The sequence below is a fragment of the Armatimonadota bacterium genome (assembly GCA_031432545.1).
Taxonomy (GTDB): domain Bacteria; phylum Sysuimicrobiota; class Sysuimicrobiia; order Sysuimicrobiales; family Sysuimicrobiaceae; genus Caldifonticola; species Caldifonticola tengchongensis.
Genome location: JAVKGX010000002.1, coordinates 74,794 through 92,876, shown reverse-complemented (window position 1 = coordinate 92,876; position 18,083 = coordinate 74,794). Strand labels below are relative to the sequence as shown.

Here is an 18,083-nt window from a genome sequence, read left to right as displayed (position 1 = left end):
CTCAGGTCACGCCCCGGATCGCACCGTCGGCGTCCAGGTCGATGTCCCACGCACGCGGGCGCGGTGGCAGCGCCGGCATCGTCATGATCTCCCCCGCGACCGCAAGCACGAACCCCGCGCCAGCCCGCACCGCGACGTCCCGGATCCGGATCGTGAAGTCCGTGGGCACCCCGCGCCGGGTCGGGTCGTCGGTCAGCGAGTACTGGGTCTTGGCCACGCACACCGGCAGCCCGCCGAACCCCCACGCTTCGGCCCACTCGAGGCTCCGCTGAGCGGCGTCGGACCACTCCACTCCTGAGGCGCGGTAGACCTCGGAGGCGACGACTTCGAGCTTCTTTGCCAGAGGCGCATCGGCCGCGTAAAGGCCTCTGCGCGAGACGGGTGGTGCGTCCCGCAGGACTTGGCGGACGACCTCCGCCAGATCGAGCGCGCCTTCTGCGCCCAATTCGTACCCGCGCGAGACGGCCGCCGGGACACCCCACGCCTCCGAGGCGGCCACCACCGCCCGGATCTCCTCGGGCGCGTCGGTGCTGAACGCGTTCACGCAGACCACCGGGCGCATCCCCAGACGCCGCACGATGTCGACGTGGTGTCGCACCTGCGCCAGAGCCTGCCGGACGGCAGCGGGGTTCGGTGCGGCGAGGCCATCGGAGGGGATTCCCGCATGGTGCTTGAGGGCGCGCGCGGTCACCACGACGACCGCCACGTGCGGTTGGGGGCCGCCGTGGGCGCCCACGACATGGACGAACTTCTCCGCGCCCAGATCCGCGCCGAACCCGGCCTCGACGACCGCGATCGGTACGAGCTTCTGGGCCAGACGCAGCGAGACCAGCGAGCTGGTGCCGTGGGCGATGTTCGCGAACGGCCCGGCGTGCACGAACGCCGCGGTTCCGTCCTGGGTTTGCACGAGGTTGGGCATCAGCGCGTCGCGCAGCAGCGCAGCCATCGCGCCGGCGGCGCGGAGGTCTTCTGCGGTCACCGGGCGCCCGTCGCGCGTGCGCCCCACGAGGATCCGCCCACACCGCCGGCGCAGGTCGGAGTACTCCCCGGCCAACCCCAGCACGGCCATCACCTCGGAGGCCGCGGTGATGTCCACGTGCTCCTCCCGCGGCAACCCTCCGCCCAGGCCAACCACGGCGTGCCGCAGAGCCCGATCGTTCACGTCCACAACCCTGCGGAACGCAACCTTCCGAGGGTCGATGTGCGGCTCCCGGCACCGGTACAGGTGCTCGTCCACCAGCGCCGCGAGCAGGTTGTTGGCTGCGGTGACGGCGTGCAGGTCGCCCGTGAAGTGCAGGTTGATGTCTTCCGCCGGCTCCACCGTGCACCGACCGCCGCCGGTCGCACCTCCCTTCAGACCGAAGACCGGACCCATCGAAGGCTCGCGCAGGCAGACCGCCGCGCCAGATCCCGACGCCCGCAACGCCTGGGCCAGGGCGATCGCGGTCACGGTCTTACCCTCGCCGGCCGGCGTCGGGGTGATCGCCGTGACCAGTACCACCCGGCCGTCGGAGACGTCGCGGCGTCGGGTGAGGGCCTCTACGCGGACCTTGGCCTTGTGCGGCCCGTAGTAGACCAGCTCCTCCTCGTGCAGCCCCAGCTCGGCGCCGACCTCTCCGATCGGTCGCAAACCCCGCGGCATCGACGGCTCCGGCGCCCCTAGGGATAGATGCCGCGCGTCATCAGCGCGTCGGCCACGCGCTGTACGGCGAGCACCATCGCCGCCGAGCGCAAGCTCGAGCCCTGTTCCTGAGCGGTCCGCAGCACACGCCCGAACGCCGCGACCATCGTCTGCTCCAGCCGCTCGACGACGTCCTGTTCCGTCCAGAACAGCGGCTGCAGTCCCTGGACCCACTCGAAGTACGACACGACCACGCCGCCGGCGTTGGCCAGGATGTCGGGCACCACCAGAACCCCGCGCTCTTCCAGGATGTCGTCGGCCTCGGGGGTGGTGGGGCCGTTGGCCCCCTCCACGATCACGCGCGCTCGGATCCGCGCAGCGTTGGCCGCGGTGATCTGTCCCTCGACCGCGGCCGGGACGAGGAAGTCGCAGGGCAGTTCCAGCAGCTCGGCGTTGGAGATCGCGTCGGCCCCGGGGAACCCCACCACGGTCCCGCTCTCCTGCAGGTGTCGGCGCACCGCGGCGGGATCTAGGCCGTCCTCGCGGTGGATCCCACCCCGGATGTCGCTGACCGCGACGATCCGGCAGCCGAGCCCGTAAAGCAGGCGAGCGGTCGCCTCGCCCACGTTGCCGAACCCCTGGATCGCCACCCTGCTTCCCTCCAGCGGCACACCCAACCAGCGCGCCGCCTCCCGCATGACGATCGTCACCCCGCGGCCCGTCGCGTCGCGCCGGCCCACGGATCCTCCGATTACCACCGGCTTGCCGGTCACCACCGCAGGCACCGAGTAGCCACGGTGCATGCTGTAGGTGTCCATGATCCAGGCCATCATCTGCTCGTTAGTCCCGACGTCCGGACCGGGGATGTCGCTGGCGGGGCCCATCAGCACGCTGATCTCCGTCGCGAACCGCCGCGTCAAGTGCTCCAGCTCGTCGCCCGACAGACCGGCGGGGTCGCAGTTCACGCCTCCCTTGCCGCCCCCGTACGGCAGGTGCATCAGGGCACACTTCCACGTCATCCACATCGCCAGCGCGCGGACCTCGTTGAGGGTCACGTGCGGGCTGTACCGGATCCCTCCCTTGGTGGGCCCCAGGACCGTGCTGTGCAGGACGCGGTGGCCGGTGAAGATGCGGACCGATCCGTCGTCCATCTTCACGGGGAAGTTCACGGTCAGCTCACGCTGAGGATGTGCGAGGAAGTCTCGAATGCCGCGCTTCAGCGGCAGCCGGTCGGCTGCCCGCGCGAACTGTCGGAGCGCCATCTCCCAGGGATCTTCGACGGCGGGCACGGGCGGTGCCAGTTCGCCCAGCGGCTTCATCTCACCCTCCCCTGCTCAACGGGTCAACTCCGGCAACCCTTCGCACGGCAAAGGACCGGTCGTCGTGGACGTAGGCCACACCGGAGACGTCGACGTCCACGACACCGTCGATGGCCTGCGCACACCTTCGGATCCACTCGGCCTGGCTGCGCCGCTCGACCCGGCCGCGCACCGTGATTACACCGTCCCGGACGTAGATCTCCAGGCTCTGCGGGTCGATGCCGGTATCCGTCAGGATTGCCTCGGCCACGGCGGCGGTCAGCTCCGTATCGGGTCGCAAGAAGACTTTGAGAACGTCGTTGCGGCTGACAATGCCGACCACCCGACCCTCGCGCACGATCGGGATGCGGTTGACGTCACGGCGGGCCATGGTGGCCGCGAGCACGCGAACTGGGGTCTGCTCCTCGGCGGTGACCACGTCGCGGGTCATGACGTCGGCGGCCACCTTCCCCTCGTACCGCCGAACCTGCTCTCCGACCTCTGCGGAGCGGGCAGGGACGTAGGGAGCGAGCTTGGGGAGCCCGCCCGGGCCGGCCTCCTTGAAGAGCAGGTCGCGTTCGGTGACGATCCCGACGAGTCTGCCCTGCTCGTCGACCACGGGCGCGCCGCTGATCCGGTGCTCGGTGAGCAGGCGGGCGACCTCGGGGATGGGCGTGTCCGGACGCACCGTCACGACCCGGCTGGTCATCACGTCCCTGGCCGTCAGCCTTCGCACGACCCACCCCCTTGCGTGACCGGCTCCCTCCTCCTCGATTGGGCGGACGCTCATGCCCGTGCGCGTGCCTCCAACCGTTCCCAGTGGGCGTCCACCCAAGACTGCAGTTCCGCCAGCACCTTCTCATCGTCGAGCAGGTGCCGGAAGCGGCCTTGCATCTCGAGGAACGCCTTGAGCGGAGTTCGTTCGCGCGGGATGTAGGTGATCCGCCAGACGCCGCGGTCGACCTCGTACAGGGGCCAGTACCGCGTCTCGACCGCCATCTTCGCGATCTGAACCAGCTGCTCCGGAGGGTAGTCCCAGCCGGGCTGGCAGGGCGTCAGCACGTTGAGGAACGTCGGCCCGGCGGTCGCGAGCGCCTTCTGGAGTTTCTTGCCGAGATCGCCCCAATGGCTGATGCTCGCCTGGGCAACGTAGGGCGCGCCGTGCGCGGCGACGATCTCGGTCATGTCCTTGCGGGGCTGCGGCTTGCCGAGCTGGCGTGCCCCCACCGGCGTCGTCGTGGTGCGCGCACCCTGCGGCGTCGCGCTCGACCGCTGGATCCCGGTGTTCATGTAGCCCTCGTTGTTGTAGCAGACGTACAGGAAGTCGGTGCCGCGCTCGAGGGCCCCAGAAAGGCTCTGCAGCCCGATGTCGTACGTGCCGCCATCGCCGCCGATCGCGACCACCTTGGGCAGACGGTCCAGCCGGCCGCGGCGCTGCAGCGCCACCGCCGCCGCCTGCACGCCGGAGGCGGTCGCCGCGGCGTTCTCGAACGCGTTGTGCATCCAGGGCACGGGCCACGCCGAGTACGGATAGATGGTCGAGACGACCTCCAGACACCCCGTGGCGTTCACCACCACCAGGGGCCGGGCAGACGTCGCCAGCAGCATGCGGATCAGCGTCGGGAATCCGCAGCCGGCACACGCGCGGTGGCCCGGCGCCAGCCCCTGCGAGCGCTGAGACAGATCGCGCAGGTTCAGCGACATCCGCCCTCCTGCCGCACGCCGAGGTAGCGTAGGCGATCGCCCGCTCCGGGGGCGCGCAGCAAGCCGTCGATCTCGCCGTCGGTCAGCTCGCGACCACCCAGCCCGAACACGACGTCGGTCACGGCAGGCCGCACGACGCGGTCGTACAGCGCAGCCCGTATCTCAATTCCGAGGGGGCCCCCGAGGGTGCTGAGAGTGTCCGCTCGCTCGAGCACGTGGACGTGCCGGATGCGGCCCAACGCCCGGGCCACCTCTTCGGCCGGGAAGGGGCGGAAGGTCACCAGCCTGACCATGCCCACGCGCCGCGCACGCCGCCAGCGCGCCACGGCGTCCCGGACCATGTCGGCGTAGCTGCCCATCAGCAGGAAGGCCTCCTCGGCATCGTCCATTTCGAACTTCTCCACGAACGCGGGCAGCGCCCGACCGAATCGGGTATTGAACGCCTCGGTCTCCACGGCGATCACCTCGCGGGCGCGCTCCATCGCCGCCGCGAGCGCGCGCCGAAACTCCATGTACGAATCCGGAAGCGCGAGGGGCCCGACGCTGATCGGCTCGCCGCCCCCGAGCAGCGCGTAGCCGTCGGCCGGGCCCTCGCCCACGAACTCCTGCACCTCCTCGTCCGGGTACGCTTCTATCGGCTCCAGGCTGTGCGTGAGGGTGAAGCCGTCCAGGCAGACCATCACGGGGAGGCGTGCCCGTTCGGCAATCCGCACGGCGAGGATCGTACGGTCGTACGCGTCCTGCACGTCTCGGCAGTACAGCTGGATCCAGCCCGCATCGCGTGAGCCCATCGTGTCCGAGTGGTCTCCGTGGATGTTGATCGGAGACGACAGCGCACGGTTGCCGACCACCATGATGATCGGCAACCGCAGCCCGCTGGCGACGTAGAGGATCTCGTGCATCAGCGCCAAGCCCTGCGAAGACGTCGCCGTCATGACGCGCGCGCCAGCCGCGCTGGCGCCGACGCAGGCCGAGATCGCCGAATGCTCCGACTCCACGGCCAGGAACTGGGTCTGGACCTCGCCGTCGGCCACGTACTGTGAGAACCGCTCCACGATCTGCGTGGACGGCGTGATGGGGTACGCGGCGACGACGTCGGGGTCGATCTGCCGCCACGCCAGCGCGACGGCGTCGTTGCCCGTCAGGCCCACGCGCCGTCCGAGAACCGCACTCATGCGCCCTCCGCTTCCATGCGAATCGCCGATGCCCGCGGCGGGCAGACCGCGGCACAGATCCCGCAACCCTTGCAGTGCTCGTAGTCGATCCCCACCACCCGGCCGCCGGCCACGAGGATCGAGGAATCCGGGCAGTACAGCCAGCACAGCATGCAGTGCACACACCGATCCAGATCCAGGATCGGTGCCTCCTGCCGCCAGTCGCCGGTGGAAAAGCCGCGGCTGGTCCCGCCGGGGATTACCGGCCCTCGGTCAAGTTGCCGCCACGTCACCGAACCCGCCATTCCCTGCCTCCTCGATCGCGCCGCGCGCGGCCCGCAGGTTCGCCTCCACGACGTCCGGTCGGAACTCGGAGCCGAGGCGGCGGCGCAGCCATGCCAAGAACGAGTCTCGCTCCAGCGGCGTGAACAGGGTCACCACCACGGCCAGCAGCGGTATGTTGGGGACGTCGCGGCCCAGCGTCCGACGGGCGATCGCCGAAGCGTTCGCCGCGACGACCTGGGCGCGGGGCACGCCCGGGATATCGGGCGCAGCCGGCGCGTTCAGCACCACCGAGGTCTGCGGTCCGACGCCCGTGAGCACGGCAGGGACGGACAGCAGGCGCGCGTCGAATACGACCACCAAATCGGGGCGCTCGATCGGACCGCGGCGGGCGATGGGGGCGGGCCCGATGCGGGTGAAGGCCTGCACCGGTGCACCGCGCCGTTCCGGCCCGAACTCCGGCGAGGCCTGCGCCCAGCCGCCGGCGTCGATTACCGCCTCGGCGAGCAGCATCGCGGCGGTCTTGACGCCGTATCCGCCGCGGCCATGCCACCGAATGCCGAGCGTTCGAAAGGCCACGCGATCCAACGTCCCACCTCGCTAGGCCATCCTGCGCAGAACCTCTGTCAGCTCCCGTCCCAGGTGGCTCTTCGGAACCCATGCGTCGCCGCTGAGACTCGCGACGGCGTCCTCGTATTCCTGCTCTTCCTCCACGGTCGTCAGGATGAAACGCAGATGCGGACAGCGGCGGCGGAGAGCCTCCAAATCAGCCCGCCGCGCGCCTGAGCACGCACCGAAATCTGCGATCGCCACGTCGGCGTCGCCGTCGCGCAGACTGAACAACTCGCGCAGCGAGCCCACGCGCGCTACGATGTCGGCCTCGCCTTCGATGAGCGAGGCGATCGCGTCCCGTACCTGCGGTGAGGGGTCCACGATCGCCACGCGCAACCTCTCGGACATGCCCCACCTCCTGGGTCCACCCTACCGACCGCGCACGCCCGCCGGTATCGGGCGCCGAACCGATTTGGTATCCTCGTCCTGCATGGGTCTGTCTGGATCCCCGGCCGCATCCCGTATCGCAACCCGCCTCGCCGCCATGCCCGGCATGACCGCCGCCATCCCGTTCATGGCCGCCGCCGTCCTGCTCCTGCCCCTGCTCGGCGCGGGTGTGGCGTGGATCGGCGGGCGCGTCGCCGCAGGCGACCACCGCGCCTATCCCGTCCTGGCGGTCAACCACCTGGCGACGCTGGCATGGGGAACGCTGGTCGCGATGGGTGCGCTGCACCAGATGTTCCCCGCGGTGCTCGGCGTGTCGGCCAAACCGGGACGCGGTGCCCTCGTGCAGTTCGCCATCACCACCACCGGCATCGCCGTCCTGGTCGCGGGCTTCTTGGCGCGCCGGACGCTGTGGATCGCCGTCGGCGGCACCGTGACGTGGGTGGGGATCACGGTCTTTCTGTGGCAGGTCCTGCGTCGCGTCCCCCAGCGTCGGCGCTGGCCGCTTCCGGCCACAGGCGTCGTGGTCTCACTCGTCTACCTTTGGTTGGCGGCCACGTGGGGGGCGATGATGGGTTGGAACTGGATCCGCATGTTCTGGCCGGCGTTGCTCACCCACGCCGGCATCGGCGTGCACGCGGTGCTGGGACTGGTGGGCTGGTTCTGCCAGCTGATCATCAGCGTCTCGTACTACCTGTTGCCGCGGTTCACCGGCAACCGCCAGATCGGCGATGGACGCCTCGCCGCAATCCTGTGGGCGACGAACGTCGGGATCGCCCTGCTGGTGGCAGCGGCATTCTCAGCGCTCGGATCCCTCGCGCGAGCGGGTACGCTCGCACTGTCGGTTGCGGGCGCGCTCTACGCCGCGGACCTGCGCTCCTTCGTGCGCGGGGGAACCGACCGCAGACCGGACTTGACGAACCGCCATTGGTGGGCGATCACGACGATGATGGCCCTGCAAACGGTCGTCGCTGCGGGATGGGCGGTGGGCTGGGTGCCGGTGGAGGGGCGGAGGGCGGCGGTCGCCGCCGCGGTCTGGGTGCTGTTCGGCTTCGTGACCCCGGCCATCCTCGGGCAGCTGTACAAGGTCACGCCGTTCCTCATTTGGCACTACCGGTACGCGAAGGGGATGAGCGCGGCGGAGGTGCCGAGGCTACAGGCGCCTTACCACCCGACCGAAGGCGTCCTCGCCTTCTGGCTGACGACGGCCGCGGCGGCGTTGTTTCCCATCGCCGTCCTGCTGCAGCAGCCGATTGCCGGGACCGTGGCGGGGGCGCTGCTGCTGACGGGTACGCTGGTCTTCGCTTATCTGATGGCGGCCTCGTGGATCGGCGCAGCGGTGCGCACAAACCTCGACGGCGCGGCCGGTCGGGTCTGACGAGTCGTCGTCTCAGGTTGTGACGTCTGTTCGGGCGGAAAGGCCCATGCGCACGTCCGTGCCGACGGCGACGATCGTCCACGTGAGGACCGCGAACACCGACAGCGCCGCCGCCCCGGCCAGCAGCAAGACGACGATCCGACGCAGGCCACACATGTCCGAAATCAACGGGCCCCGCCGGGGACGCACACACCCGACAGGGCCCTCGCGCGCTCAATCATGCCCCTGCGTGCCACGCTCGCCGATTCGCCGCCCCTTCGGGAGCGGGCGTGGGCATCAGTCGGTCGCCTGCGCGGCTTCGCGGAATACCCTGCCCGGCTTCCACGGCGTGCCCAGCATGGGCAGCAGCCAGCGATCCAGCCCGTAGTACCCCGCGACCTTCCACGCGAGGATCAGCAGGATCGCCAGCAAGAACAGCACCGGGTTGGTGCTGGCGGTCCCGGCCATCATGAAGTTCCAGTTCATGAACGCACCGAAGAACGCCGCGATCCCGACGAACGCACCCAGGACCAGCGCGACACCGACCAAGACCTCCCCGTACGCCACCACCTTGGCGAAGAACCCCTCGGCGCCGATGCTCAGCAGCCACGCGAGGAAGTCGCGGTACCAGTCGAACGCCACCGGCGGCCGCGCGGGCGGCGGGGGGATCTGGATGGCACGCTCCCAGAATGCCCGGACCGCAGCACCGGTCTGGACCCAGTCCGGGTTGCCGAGCTTGGGCACCCCGGAGGTGATCCACTTGTAGCCCAGCCAGATCCGGACGATCGCCCACAGCCAGGCGAACCGCGTTGTGCCAAACAGGACGCGGACGAACGCCGGGTCTTCGTAGTACTCGCGGATCTCCGTCTTGGCCATGCGTCTCACCTCCTCGCCCATTGTCACCGACCGCCTCCTGACTCGCCATCGGCCGGCCACCCGATTTGCCGTCGGGCGACCGCAGGAGATGTCAGTCGGCCCGTTCAGGGTACAGCTCCTCCGCCAGCAGCCACGATCCCCGCTCGCGGACCAACACGAACACCTCAGCTGTGTCCGTGCGCACGACGTACCGGCGCCGCCGGCGCCACCACTTCGGTGACGCCAAGACTTCGGCGATCCGGTACCGGCGTCCGCGCCATACGAACTCGACCGGTCGTCCCTCTTCCGCCCGCACCTCCACCGGTTCGTAGATCAGCCTGTGCAGATACGGATCACGCGGGCCCGCGGCATCCGGCCGGCGTGCGGCCGCGACCGATTGCGAGGGTGCAAGCGCGCTGCGCATCGCCTACGGGCGTGGCGGCGGCCAGCGGTCGCCCAGCCGGGCCGAACGGTCATCGTACCGGTAGGTGAGCCGGCTGTCGACGGCGACCACCCCGTCGAGCGCCGCCACCCAGCGCTCGGCGAGTTCCTTGTCCGAGTACCGGTCCACCTCTCCCGAAAGACGCACGACCCCCTGGTCGACCTCGACCCGGATCTTGCTCGTGTCGATCCACAGCTCCCGCAGCAGGACGTCCGCTACGGCGTCGGCGATCTCCGCGTCGGGACGCGCGAGCGCGCGCAGCACGTCGGCACGGCTGACGATCCCGACGACTCGGCCGTCGCGGACCACCGGCACCCGGTTGATCTTGTGGCGTGTCATGAGCCGGGCGATCTCCCGGACCGGGGTTTCCTCGGTCACCGTGACCACACGCGCGGTCATGACGTCGGCGACGACGAGCCCTTCGGCCTTGCGCGCTTCGCCGCTCCCCCGGACGAACGCGAGCAGACCCCCGCCCTGCGGACCGCTCTCCTTGTGCAGCAGGTCGGCTTCCGTGACGATCCCCACGAGCTGCCCGTCGGCGGTCAACACCGGCATCCCGCTGATGTGATGCGTGATCAGTCGCTCGGCCGCCTCCTTCACCGACGCCTGGGGATCGATGGTGATCACCGGTGCGCTCATCACGTCGCGCGCACTCAGCCGAGCCGGCCTTCGTTGGGTTGTCTCCTCACCGCTCATCATGCCACCTCTTCTTCAACTGTCCGCTACCTCCCCGCATCCATCCTGCCCGGTCCGGAAAGGAAGCGCCATCGGGCGGACACCCGATCCGATTCGGCCGATCCTCTCGGGCCGCCATCCAGAAGGCATTCGCGGGCCGGTCGTGGTTCAGGAGGGAACCTCGATCCCCGCGAAGAGCTGTTCGGTTTCCGCCACGGCGTCTTCGAGGCGCTCGACCCCGGCGGCGATCTCCTCGGGTGTGATGATCAGCGGGGGTGCGATACGCACGACCTGCGGATCGTTCAGCGAGAAGAAGACGATGACGCCTCGCCGCAGCGCCTCGGCCGACGCCATCAGCGCCGCGTCCGGGTGCGCGAACTCCACACCGATCAGCAGCCCCCGGCCGCGCACCTCGCGGATCAGACCGCCGTGGCGGTCGGCCATCTCGCGCAGGGACGCCAACAGGATCCGGCCCATCTCGCCCGCTCGGTCTGCCAGTCCCTCCTGCACGATCGTCCGGATCGTCGCCACGCCCGCGGCGCAGGCGACGGGGTTGCCGCCAAACGTGGAGGAGTGCAGGTACGGGTCGCGGCCGAGGGTTTCCCACAGCGCGGGGCGCGCGGTGAACGCACCGATGGGGACGACGCCACCGCCCAGCGCCTTCGCGGTCGTGAGGATGTCGGGCGTGATGCCGAAGTGTTCGCAGGCGAACATCTTGCCCGTGCGGCCCAGCCCCGTCTGGATCTCGTCGACGATCAGCAGCACGCCGGTACGGTCGCAGATCTCGCGCACCCGCGGCAGGTAGTCGTCCGGCGGGACGACGACGCCTCCCTCGCCCTGGATCGGTTCGACGATGAACGCGGCGGTCTGTTCGTCGATTGCGCGTTCCAGCGCGTCGGCGTCTCCGAACGGAATGTGGCGGAATCCCGGCACGAGCGGCTGGAACGGCTGACGGTACTTCTCACGTCCGCTCGCCGACAGCGCGCCCATCGTCTTGCCGTGGAATCCCCCTTCGGTCGCGATCACCTCCGGCCTGCCGGTGGTCAGCCTCGCGAGTTTGAGGGCGCCCTCGACGGCCTCGGCACCGCTGTTGCAGAAGAACGAGTACTGCAGGTCTCCTGGTGTGACCTCCGCGAGCAGCGCAGCGAGCTCGGCCTCGGGGCGCCGCGGCATCGCACGTACTGACATCGGCATGCGCTGGATCTGGTCGATCACCGCCTGCACGACGGCGGGGTGACGGTGGCCGAGCGCGAACACCGCCGGACCGCCGGAGAAGTCCAGGTACTCGCGGCCGTGCACGTCGCGTACGAGTGTGCCCTGGGCTTCCCATTCGATCGTCTCGATCCCCGCGAAGCGGTAGAGCTTGGCCAGTCCGGGATTGACGAACTCCGCGTACTTGTGGAGGGTATCCTGGACGATGCGATCGGGATCGGGGATCAAGGGGTCCTCCCGGATGCGGGTGTGGAGTCGCCCTGCAGTATCGCCTGGGCGCGCCTGAGGATCTCACGTGTCTCACGGTAGCGGATTCGGCGTAACGCCTCCTCGATCGGGACCCACTCCGCGGCGACGAATCCCTCTTCGCGCTGAGGGGTCGGCTCCTCGCCGCCCAGCCACTCGAGCAGATAGTAGTGCACCGTCTTGTCGTACAGCGTCGCGTGGGGGCGCCAGTAGAACTCGTAGCGCTCCTCTCCGAGATCGGCGACCGGGCGCACATTGCGGATCCCGGTCTCCTCGGTGACCTCGCGCAGCGCAACCTGCTGGTCGCTCTCGCCGGCTTCCGTCGTACCCTTTGGGAGCATCCAGTTGCCCCTCTCGTGCCGCAGGAGCAGGACTTCGATGCCCGACGGGCTCTTGCGGAACACGACCCCGCCGGCGCTGAACGCACGCTTTTTCGGTCGGCCTCCGGGTCGGGTCATGGTCGGCGGCACCGCAACCCGTCTGCCTGCCTGCGGTTCACGGCGCGGCTGCGGGCAGGTACTCCATGAGCACTGCCATTTCGAGTTCCTCGCGGTGGGCGGCCTCCTCGCGCTGCGCACGCCGGTAGGCGTCAATCGCCTCGCGCCGCCGCCTGATCTCGCGGCGCAGGATCTCTTGGATCTCCTCGTCCGAGAGGGGGCGCCGCCGCTCGATCTCGGCGTTGTGGATGGCCGCACGGGCGAGCCGGATCGTGGAGACGCGCACGTCGTCCCGGTTTCGCAGGGCGGTCTGCAGGTCCGCCAGCAAGCGTTCGGAGAGTGTCATGGCACGCGCAGACGGGCGCAGCTCGCGCTAAAGGCAACGGGCTCCGAAGTGCACTCGGAGCCCGGAAGCTTCCTGGCCTGCAGGCTGCGGCCTACCGGGATGCCTTGCGGGCCCGCTTGGCGGCCTTGCGGCGCCGCTTGTCGCTGGGCTTCTCGTAGTGCTCGTGCCGCTTGGCCTCTACGAGGATGCCCGAACGCTGGACCTGGCGCTTGAACCGGCGGAGGGCGCTGTCCAGCGACTCGTCCTTCCCCACGCGGACAGTGGCCAATCTCACACCCCCCTTCCGGCACGGCGTGCTGCGCAACGAGATCATGCTAGCACGCGGCGGCGCGCGGGGTCAAAGAGCCCCATCCTCCCATGTGCGGGCGTCGGTGAGCATCGCTGCGTCGGCGGCGATGGTGCCCGCGGGGACGAAATCGACCCTACAACGCAGCCGCGCATGCGCCCTCACGGAGCGGCGCACCGCTTCTTCCAGGGCGGGGTCGGGCGCCGCCTCCAGCCGCGCGATCAGCTCGTCCTGGCCGCCGGCCCGCACCACGACGAACTGGTAGCGGATCACCCGCGGATGCTCTTCCATGGCCGCGCGCAGCTCGGCGGGGTGTACGAACATCCCACGCACCTTGACCGCTTCCCCGACCCGACCGAGGATCCCGCGCAGCCGCGGGGCGGTGCGGCCGCACGGGCACGGCTCGGCCGTCCACTGCGCCAGGTCCCCGGTGGCCAGCCGCAACAGCGGGTACGTGGAGTCTAGCAGCGTGACCACGACCTCGCCCGGGGCATCCTCCGATACCGGGTCGCCCGAGGCGGGGTCCAGCAGCTCCACGATGCACCGGGCCGCGGTGTGCATGCCCGAACGCAGCGGGCACTCGTAGGCGATCAGGCCGACGTCCGCGGTGGCGTACGCCTGCTGCGTGCGGATGCCGGCATCCGAGAATCGGCGGCGCACCGACTCGGGCATCCTCTCCCCCGAGACGAGCGCGACCTCCAACCCCAGGTCGACGCCGGCTTCGACGGCCTTGTCCAGCAACGTCCCCAGGAAGCTCGGTGTGCCAACGTAGCCGGTCGCGCCCAGGTGCGCCGCGGCGCGCACCTGGATCTCGGTGTTCCCTACGCCGCCGGGGACGACGATCGCGCCCAGGCTCAGCAGCCCTCCTTCCATCATCGATCCCGCAGGCGTCAGGTGGTGGGCGTAGCAGTTGAGGACCACGTCGCCGGCCCGCACACCGGCCGCGTGGAGCGCGGGCGCAAACCCCCAGTAGTCCGGCCCCGGCCCCTCGGGTTCGTAGATCGGGCCGGGCGACGCGTACAGTTTGCGGACGCGGTCCCACGACGCCCAGCCAGCGAGGGGAGGCGAAGCCGCCTGCAGTTGGGGCAAGGTGTCCTTGCGCAGTACCGGCAGGCGGCGCAGCGCCTCGAGTCCCGCCGGCCCCCATAGCAGCCCCGCCGCCTGGGCCGCGCTGCGGGCGGAGGGCGCCGACGCCGTGCGCAGGACATCGCCCAGGCGGTCCAGCTGCCAACGCACCCGCTGTTCTTGCCGGAACCCCTCGACCTCGTCGAACAGGCGATCCGAACGATCCGGCGGAGTACCCCGCATCCTCCCGCCTCCCGCACCCGCGTGCGTTCCGTTCCGCCCGGCGCTTCCGAAGGCGGCGCGCGAAAAGGCCGCAGCACAACGTTCTGTCGGTGACGGCACCGATCCTGCGGCCAGATGAGACTGGCCGGAGACCTCCGGGGGAACAAATTTCGTTGCGTCGGGCCGAAGTTCTGGAAGGATAGGTTCGGGGGGGAGCCGTGAGGTCGGCCACGAACCCGCCGGGGAACGAGCGGGGCGGTGAGGGAGGACCAGACCCGGTGGGCGCCGGGGCGGGGCACACGGTTGCGTACCGTCTGTACGCCGCCGTGTGGTTCGGTGTGGGTTGCGCAATCGCCGTCGCGGCCGTCCCCCGGGTCGTCCGGCTCGAGCCCTCCTACCTGTTCTTCCTGGCCCTGTCGGCCGTCGGGAACCTCATCGTCGTCCGCCTGGCCGGCGGGGTGCTGTACACCATGCAGGGCGCCGTCGCCCTGGCGGCCGCCTGGCTTTACGGGTGGCCGGTGCTCGTCCCCATCAACCTGCTGTCCACGGTCATCCTCCTGGCGACGCAGCGGGCGAGCCTGTGGCGCGGGATGCTGTACTTCGGCAACGCGACGGTGACGATGTCGGCCGCGGCGGGGGTGTTCAAACGCCTGGTCACCGGACCGCTGGAGATCACGACATCGTGGGGCGATGCCGCGGCGCTGCTGCTGTGCGGAGGTCTGTTCGCGGCGTCCAGCGCCCTGGTGGCCGGGGTCGGCCGCTACCTCGACACCGGAGATCGCGCCCACGTGACCCCAAGCCGGTGGGCCTACCTGACGGTGTTCGCGCTCGTGTTCTACGTGCCGTCGTCGTACCTGATGGTCGCCGCGTTCCTCGCGGGTCGTGGGGGCAGCGCGCTCACCGTCGCGGTGTGGCTGCTGGCCAGCCTGGCGATCAAGGGGTTCGTCGAGATGCGCGAGGCGAACACGCGACTGGAGGAGGCGATGCAGGCGCTGCACGAAGCGTCGATCACCGACGCCCTCACGGGCCTGTTCAACCGGCGCCACTTCAACGAGCGTCTCGAGGACGAGTTCCAGCGCGCCGCGCGCTACGGTCAGCCCCTGTCCGTGCTGATCGCCGATCTGCGCGGGCTCAAGCGGGTGAACGACACGATGGGGCACGCCGCCGGCGACGAAGTCCTCCGCCAGGTGGCCTCTGCCCTCCGCCAGGCCATCCGGACGACGGACCTTGCGTTCCGCATCGGCGGCGACGAGTTCGCCTTCGTCGTCCCCAGCACCGATGCCCATGGCGCGGCCGCCCTGGCCGACGCGCTGGCCGCGGAAATCCGGCAGACGCCCATCCACGTGGGCGATGCGGTCATACGCGTCGCCATGACGGTCGGCAGTGCCACCTATCCACAGGACGGGGCGACACCCGGTCAGCTCGTCCTTGCCGCAGACACCGCCATGTACCGCGCCCGGGAGTGGGCTGCCCGACCGCCAGTCCAGACCGACCTGGCTGCGCCAGGTCCAACCCCGGCGGCCGATCCGCCCCTCCACCCATGGGGCCAGGAGCCCGCACCCTGACGGGCTGCGCGCACGCTTACCTGGGCATCCGCCGAACGGCCACCGACCGGACGACCAGGTCCTCCCTGCGGTTTCCCGCCCCGTTGATCGCGAAGTCCCAACCCCATGTGTTGGCGAAGTTCGCGTCCGCCAGCCGGAAGGTATAGGTGATCCAACCCTGGCGCGCCTCCACGACGCGCCACGGCGTGAACCGGTAGCCGGTGTCGCTGTCGTAGAAGATGTTGAAGCCCAGCTGGTCGGGCGCAGACGCGCCGCGGACCTCGACCGCGATCTCCACTTCGTAGCGTCGGTTGTTGAAGAACAAGAAGCTGTCGTCCACGTCGAAGTACACGTACACGACATCGCGCGCGGCGGCCAGCTGCACCGCCTCCTCGTCGCCCACGCGGATGGCCCGCACCGCGCCGTTGCGCCGGCTGCGGTAGGGCATGTTGTACAGCCCGCGCTCCTCGTTGTGCTCACCGAGTCGCGCGGACACACTTTCCGCCTGGCCGAAGTCCTGCTCCGGCGCCAGCACCGGCCGCAACGCCCCCGCGGCCTGCAGGGTCCGACGCGCCTCGTCGACGACCGCGGCGCTGAGCCCGTGGAGCACGACGGTGCGGCCGCCCGACAACGACAGCGGGCCCGGTGGCACGCTCTGTCCGCCGGCGTCGACGCCGTGGGAAAACTCCAGGCGCAGGTCCCCGCCGCCCCACGCCACCGCAGTCCCCTCCTCGTAGACGAGGACCGTGGTCTGCGGGCTGCGTTCCAAAAATCCCGCCAACGTCCTGGGCAGCACCTGTGGGCCCAGCACCCGCAGGATGGCCAGGCCCTCGGGTCGCACGTCGCCCACGAACACCCCCTGCGCTCCGGCGGCGACGGCAAGCGCGCCTGCCTGCAGCAGCAGAGCGGCTTCCGTGTCCTCCGATCGCCGGACGGCCTGTGGCGTCCACTCCATCCACCAGACGAGGCGGGAGGGCCGGGGGCCGAACAAATCGCTCCACAGCCTGCCCAGTCCCCGGATCATCTGCTCGGGCCGCAACGGCAGCGGTGCGATGTTGACGCCGTCGAGGTGGTTGCCATGATCTGCGAGCAACCGGCGCACGAAGGCCAGATCCAGCCCGACCGGCGCGCTAGCGATCACCCGCGCGTTGGGATCCGCCCTGCGGATCTGCGGGTGTGCTGCGGCCAGCAGCTCGGAGTAATCCCGGGCCGTCCCCCTGAAGGATGCCAGCGCCAGCGGTGTCCAAACCTGCCAGGCGGCGATCCTCCCACGGTAGCGCGCGGCCGCGCGGCCGGCGAACGTCGCCCAATCGGATGCCCGCCGCGGGGGCATACGGCTCCAGACGTTCCTGTCCTGACGATCGGTGCCAGTGGCGATCGACGCCCACAGCGGCGTATGGGCCAGCACGCCCACCACCCTCATGCCCGCCGAGGTCGCGGCGGTCACGAGCGCATCCACCTGGGACCAGTCGACCCGCCCCTGCTGCGGCTCCACGTGGCTCCAGTCCACGAGCACCTTCACGGCGTTCTGGCCGGAGGACCGCGCGGCGGCGACCTGCTGCGGGGACGTGACCTCGGAACCCAGCAGGCGCACCGGCGTGGGTGAAGGCCCGGTTGCCCAAGCCGCCGCGAGGCTCGGGCCGAAGGCAACCGCCAGCATCAGCAGCACGGGAACGGACGGCCGCAACTTCCTCCCTCCCAACGGATACTCGGTTCTCCTCTTACCGGCGTCACACCCTCTTCCCCTACGGACCGTCACGGGCGCCGGTTCGGCCTTGCGCAGGGTGCGCATCCCACTTAGGATGGCGGACAGTGGACCGATCTCCGACAGATGACGGCTCACACGTTGATGGGAGGCCATCGCGCATGTGGGAAACTCCGAAGGCCATAACGATCGCCGCCGGCGCCGCCGAGGGCGCGACCGAGATCAACGCGTTCGACCACGCTCTGATGGACGCGGGCATCGCGAACCTGAACCTCCTGCGGGTCACGAGCATCCTTCCCGCGGGCGTCCGGGTCGTTCCGATGCGCGGGATCACGGAGGGGATGCTGATGCCGGCGGTGTATGCGCGCATCGCCAGCCACGTTCCGGGAGAGCGCATCGCCGCCGCGGTCGGCGTCGGGCTGAGCGAGGACGCCTACGGGGTCATCATGGAGTACTCACACAAGGGCACCGCGGAGAACGCCGAGCAGATCGTTCGTCGCATGGTCGACGAGGCCTTCGCCATCCGCGAGCTGCGGCTGCGCGAGGTGCTCGTCGGTGCGAAGGAACACGTCGTCGACCGGATCGGCTGCGTCGTCGCCGCGGTTCTATTCTGGCCGGACTGACGTACGGGTGAAC

21 protein-coding genes are annotated in these 18,083 nt (G+C 70.1%); 3 read left to right on the top strand and 18 right to left on the bottom strand.

Features of this window, described 5'->3' with window-relative positions:
- Window position 1: 1 nt before the first annotated feature.
- The 8 genes from QN163_04130 to QN163_04095 are packed head-to-tail and all read right to left on the bottom strand — an operon-like array spanning window position 2 to window position 7,019.
- Complete coding sequence (locus QN163_04130) at window positions 2-1,642, bottom strand: formate--tetrahydrofolate ligase (GenBank protein ID MDR5683198.1); 1,641 nt, start codon at window positions 1,640-1,642, stop codon at window positions 2-4.
- Between the two features lie 17 nt (window positions 1,643-1,659).
- Window positions 1,660-2,940 carry a Glu/Leu/Phe/Val dehydrogenase gene (locus QN163_04125; protein MDR5683197.1) on the bottom strand — a complete coding sequence of 427 codons (1,281 nt, stop codon included), beginning with the start codon at window positions 2,938-2,940 and terminating at the stop codon, window positions 1,660-1,662.
- Window position 2,941: 1 nt separating this feature from the next.
- Complete coding sequence (locus QN163_04120; protein MDR5683196.1) at window positions 2,942-3,709, bottom strand: CBS domain-containing protein; 768 nt, start codon at window positions 3,707-3,709, stop codon at window positions 2,942-2,944.
- Window positions 3,706-4,623, bottom strand: a complete 918-nt coding sequence (locus QN163_04115) for a thiamine pyrophosphate-dependent enzyme (protein ID MDR5683195.1) — start codon at window positions 4,621-4,623, stop codon at window positions 3,706-3,708. The genes QN163_04120 and QN163_04115 overlap by 4 nt, the downstream gene beginning before the upstream one ends.
- Window positions 4,614-5,798 carry a pyruvate ferredoxin oxidoreductase gene (gene porA / locus QN163_04110; protein ID MDR5683194.1) on the bottom strand — a complete coding sequence of 395 codons (1,185 nt, stop codon included), beginning with the start codon at window positions 5,796-5,798 and terminating at the stop codon, window positions 4,614-4,616. Before porA ends, QN163_04115 begins: the two co-directional genes overlap by 10 nt.
- Entirely contained in the window at window positions 5,795-6,082 is a 288-nt protein-coding gene (locus QN163_04105; GenBank protein ID MDR5683193.1) for a 4Fe-4S binding protein, read from the bottom strand. Before QN163_04105 ends, porA begins: the two co-directional genes overlap by 4 nt.
- Complete coding sequence (locus tag QN163_04100) at window positions 6,051-6,638, bottom strand: 2-oxoacid:acceptor oxidoreductase family protein (GenBank protein ID MDR5683192.1); 588 nt, start codon at window positions 6,636-6,638, stop codon at window positions 6,051-6,053. Before QN163_04100 ends, QN163_04105 begins: the two co-directional genes overlap by 32 nt.
- A gap of 21 nt (window positions 6,639-6,659) precedes the next feature.
- Window positions 6,660-7,019, bottom strand: coding sequence for a hypothetical protein (locus QN163_04095; GenBank protein ID MDR5683191.1), 360 nt, complete (start codon window positions 7,017-7,019; stop codon window positions 6,660-6,662).
- Window positions 7,020-7,164: 145 nt separating this feature from the next.
- Between QN163_04095 and QN163_04090 the strand changes: the two genes are divergently transcribed.
- On the top strand, window positions 7,165-8,433 hold the full coding sequence (locus tag QN163_04090) for a hypothetical protein (GenBank protein MDR5683190.1): 1,269 nt from the start codon (window positions 7,165-7,167) through the stop codon (window positions 8,431-8,433).
- A gap of 12 nt (window positions 8,434-8,445) precedes the next feature.
- Here QN163_04090 and QN163_04085 read toward each other — a convergent pair whose 3' ends face one another.
- The 9 genes from QN163_04085 to QN163_04045 all read right to left on the bottom strand — a co-directional run bounded on the left by QN163_04085 (window position 8,446) and on the right by QN163_04045 (window position 14,219).
- A complete protein-coding gene (locus tag QN163_04085) occupies window positions 8,446-8,589 on the bottom strand; it encodes a hypothetical protein (protein MDR5683189.1) in 144 nt (47 codons plus the stop codon).
- Between the two features lie 120 nt (window positions 8,590-8,709).
- On the bottom strand, window positions 8,710-9,288 hold the full coding sequence (locus tag QN163_04080; protein MDR5683188.1) for a DoxX family membrane protein: 579 nt from the start codon (window positions 9,286-9,288) through the stop codon (window positions 8,710-8,712).
- Window positions 9,289-9,379: 91 nt separating this feature from the next.
- Window positions 9,380-9,691, bottom strand: coding sequence for a DUF6504 family protein (locus QN163_04075; GenBank protein MDR5683187.1), 312 nt, complete (start codon window positions 9,689-9,691; stop codon window positions 9,380-9,382).
- Between the two features lie 3 nt (window positions 9,692-9,694).
- Window positions 9,695-10,405 (bottom strand): CBS domain-containing protein, encoded by a 711-nt coding sequence (locus tag QN163_04070; protein MDR5683186.1) that lies wholly within the window; start codon window positions 10,403-10,405, stop codon window positions 9,695-9,697.
- Between the two features lie 147 nt (window positions 10,406-10,552).
- Window positions 10,553-11,824 carry an aspartate aminotransferase family protein gene (locus QN163_04065; GenBank protein MDR5683185.1) on the bottom strand — a complete coding sequence of 424 codons (1,272 nt, stop codon included), beginning with the start codon at window positions 11,822-11,824 and terminating at the stop codon, window positions 10,553-10,555.
- A complete protein-coding gene (locus tag QN163_04060) occupies window positions 11,821-12,300 on the bottom strand; it encodes an NUDIX hydrolase (GenBank protein MDR5683184.1) in 480 nt (159 codons plus the stop codon). The genes QN163_04065 and QN163_04060 overlap by 4 nt, the downstream gene beginning before the upstream one ends.
- Window positions 12,301-12,337: 37 nt before the next feature.
- Window positions 12,338-12,625 carry a GatB/YqeY domain-containing protein gene (locus QN163_04055; protein ID MDR5683183.1) on the bottom strand — a complete coding sequence of 96 codons (288 nt, stop codon included), beginning with the start codon at window positions 12,623-12,625 and terminating at the stop codon, window positions 12,338-12,340.
- Between the two features lie 91 nt (window positions 12,626-12,716).
- The gene (gene rpsU, locus QN163_04050; GenBank protein ID MDR5683182.1) at window positions 12,717-12,893 is read right to left on the bottom strand and encodes a 30S ribosomal protein S21; all 177 of its coding nucleotides are present in this window, start codon (window positions 12,891-12,893) and stop codon (window positions 12,717-12,719) included.
- 69 nt (window positions 12,894-12,962) lie between these two features.
- Window positions 12,963-14,219 (bottom strand): phenylacetate--CoA ligase family protein, encoded by a 1,257-nt coding sequence (locus tag QN163_04045; protein ID MDR5683181.1) that lies wholly within the window; start codon window positions 14,217-14,219, stop codon window positions 12,963-12,965.
- A 257-nt stretch (window positions 14,220-14,476) separates the two neighbouring features.
- On the opposite strand from QN163_04045, the gene QN163_04040 reads away from it, so the two are divergent.
- Complete coding sequence (locus QN163_04040) at window positions 14,477-15,763, top strand: GGDEF domain-containing protein (protein MDR5683180.1); 1,287 nt, start codon at window positions 14,477-14,479, stop codon at window positions 15,761-15,763.
- 16 nt (window positions 15,764-15,779) lie between these two features.
- On the opposite strand, the gene QN163_04035 is transcribed toward QN163_04040, so the two are convergent.
- Window positions 15,780-17,429 carry a hypothetical protein gene (locus tag QN163_04035; GenBank protein ID MDR5683179.1) on the bottom strand — a complete coding sequence of 550 codons (1,650 nt, stop codon included), beginning with the start codon at window positions 17,427-17,429 and terminating at the stop codon, window positions 15,780-15,782.
- Between the two features lie 179 nt (window positions 17,430-17,608).
- Here QN163_04035 and QN163_04030 point away from each other — a divergent pair, with 179 nt between their 5' ends.
- Window positions 17,609-18,070 carry an arginine decarboxylase, pyruvoyl-dependent gene (locus QN163_04030; protein MDR5683178.1) on the top strand — a complete coding sequence of 154 codons (462 nt, stop codon included), beginning with the start codon at window positions 17,609-17,611 and terminating at the stop codon, window positions 18,068-18,070.
- Window positions 18,071-18,083 lie beyond the last annotated feature (13 nt).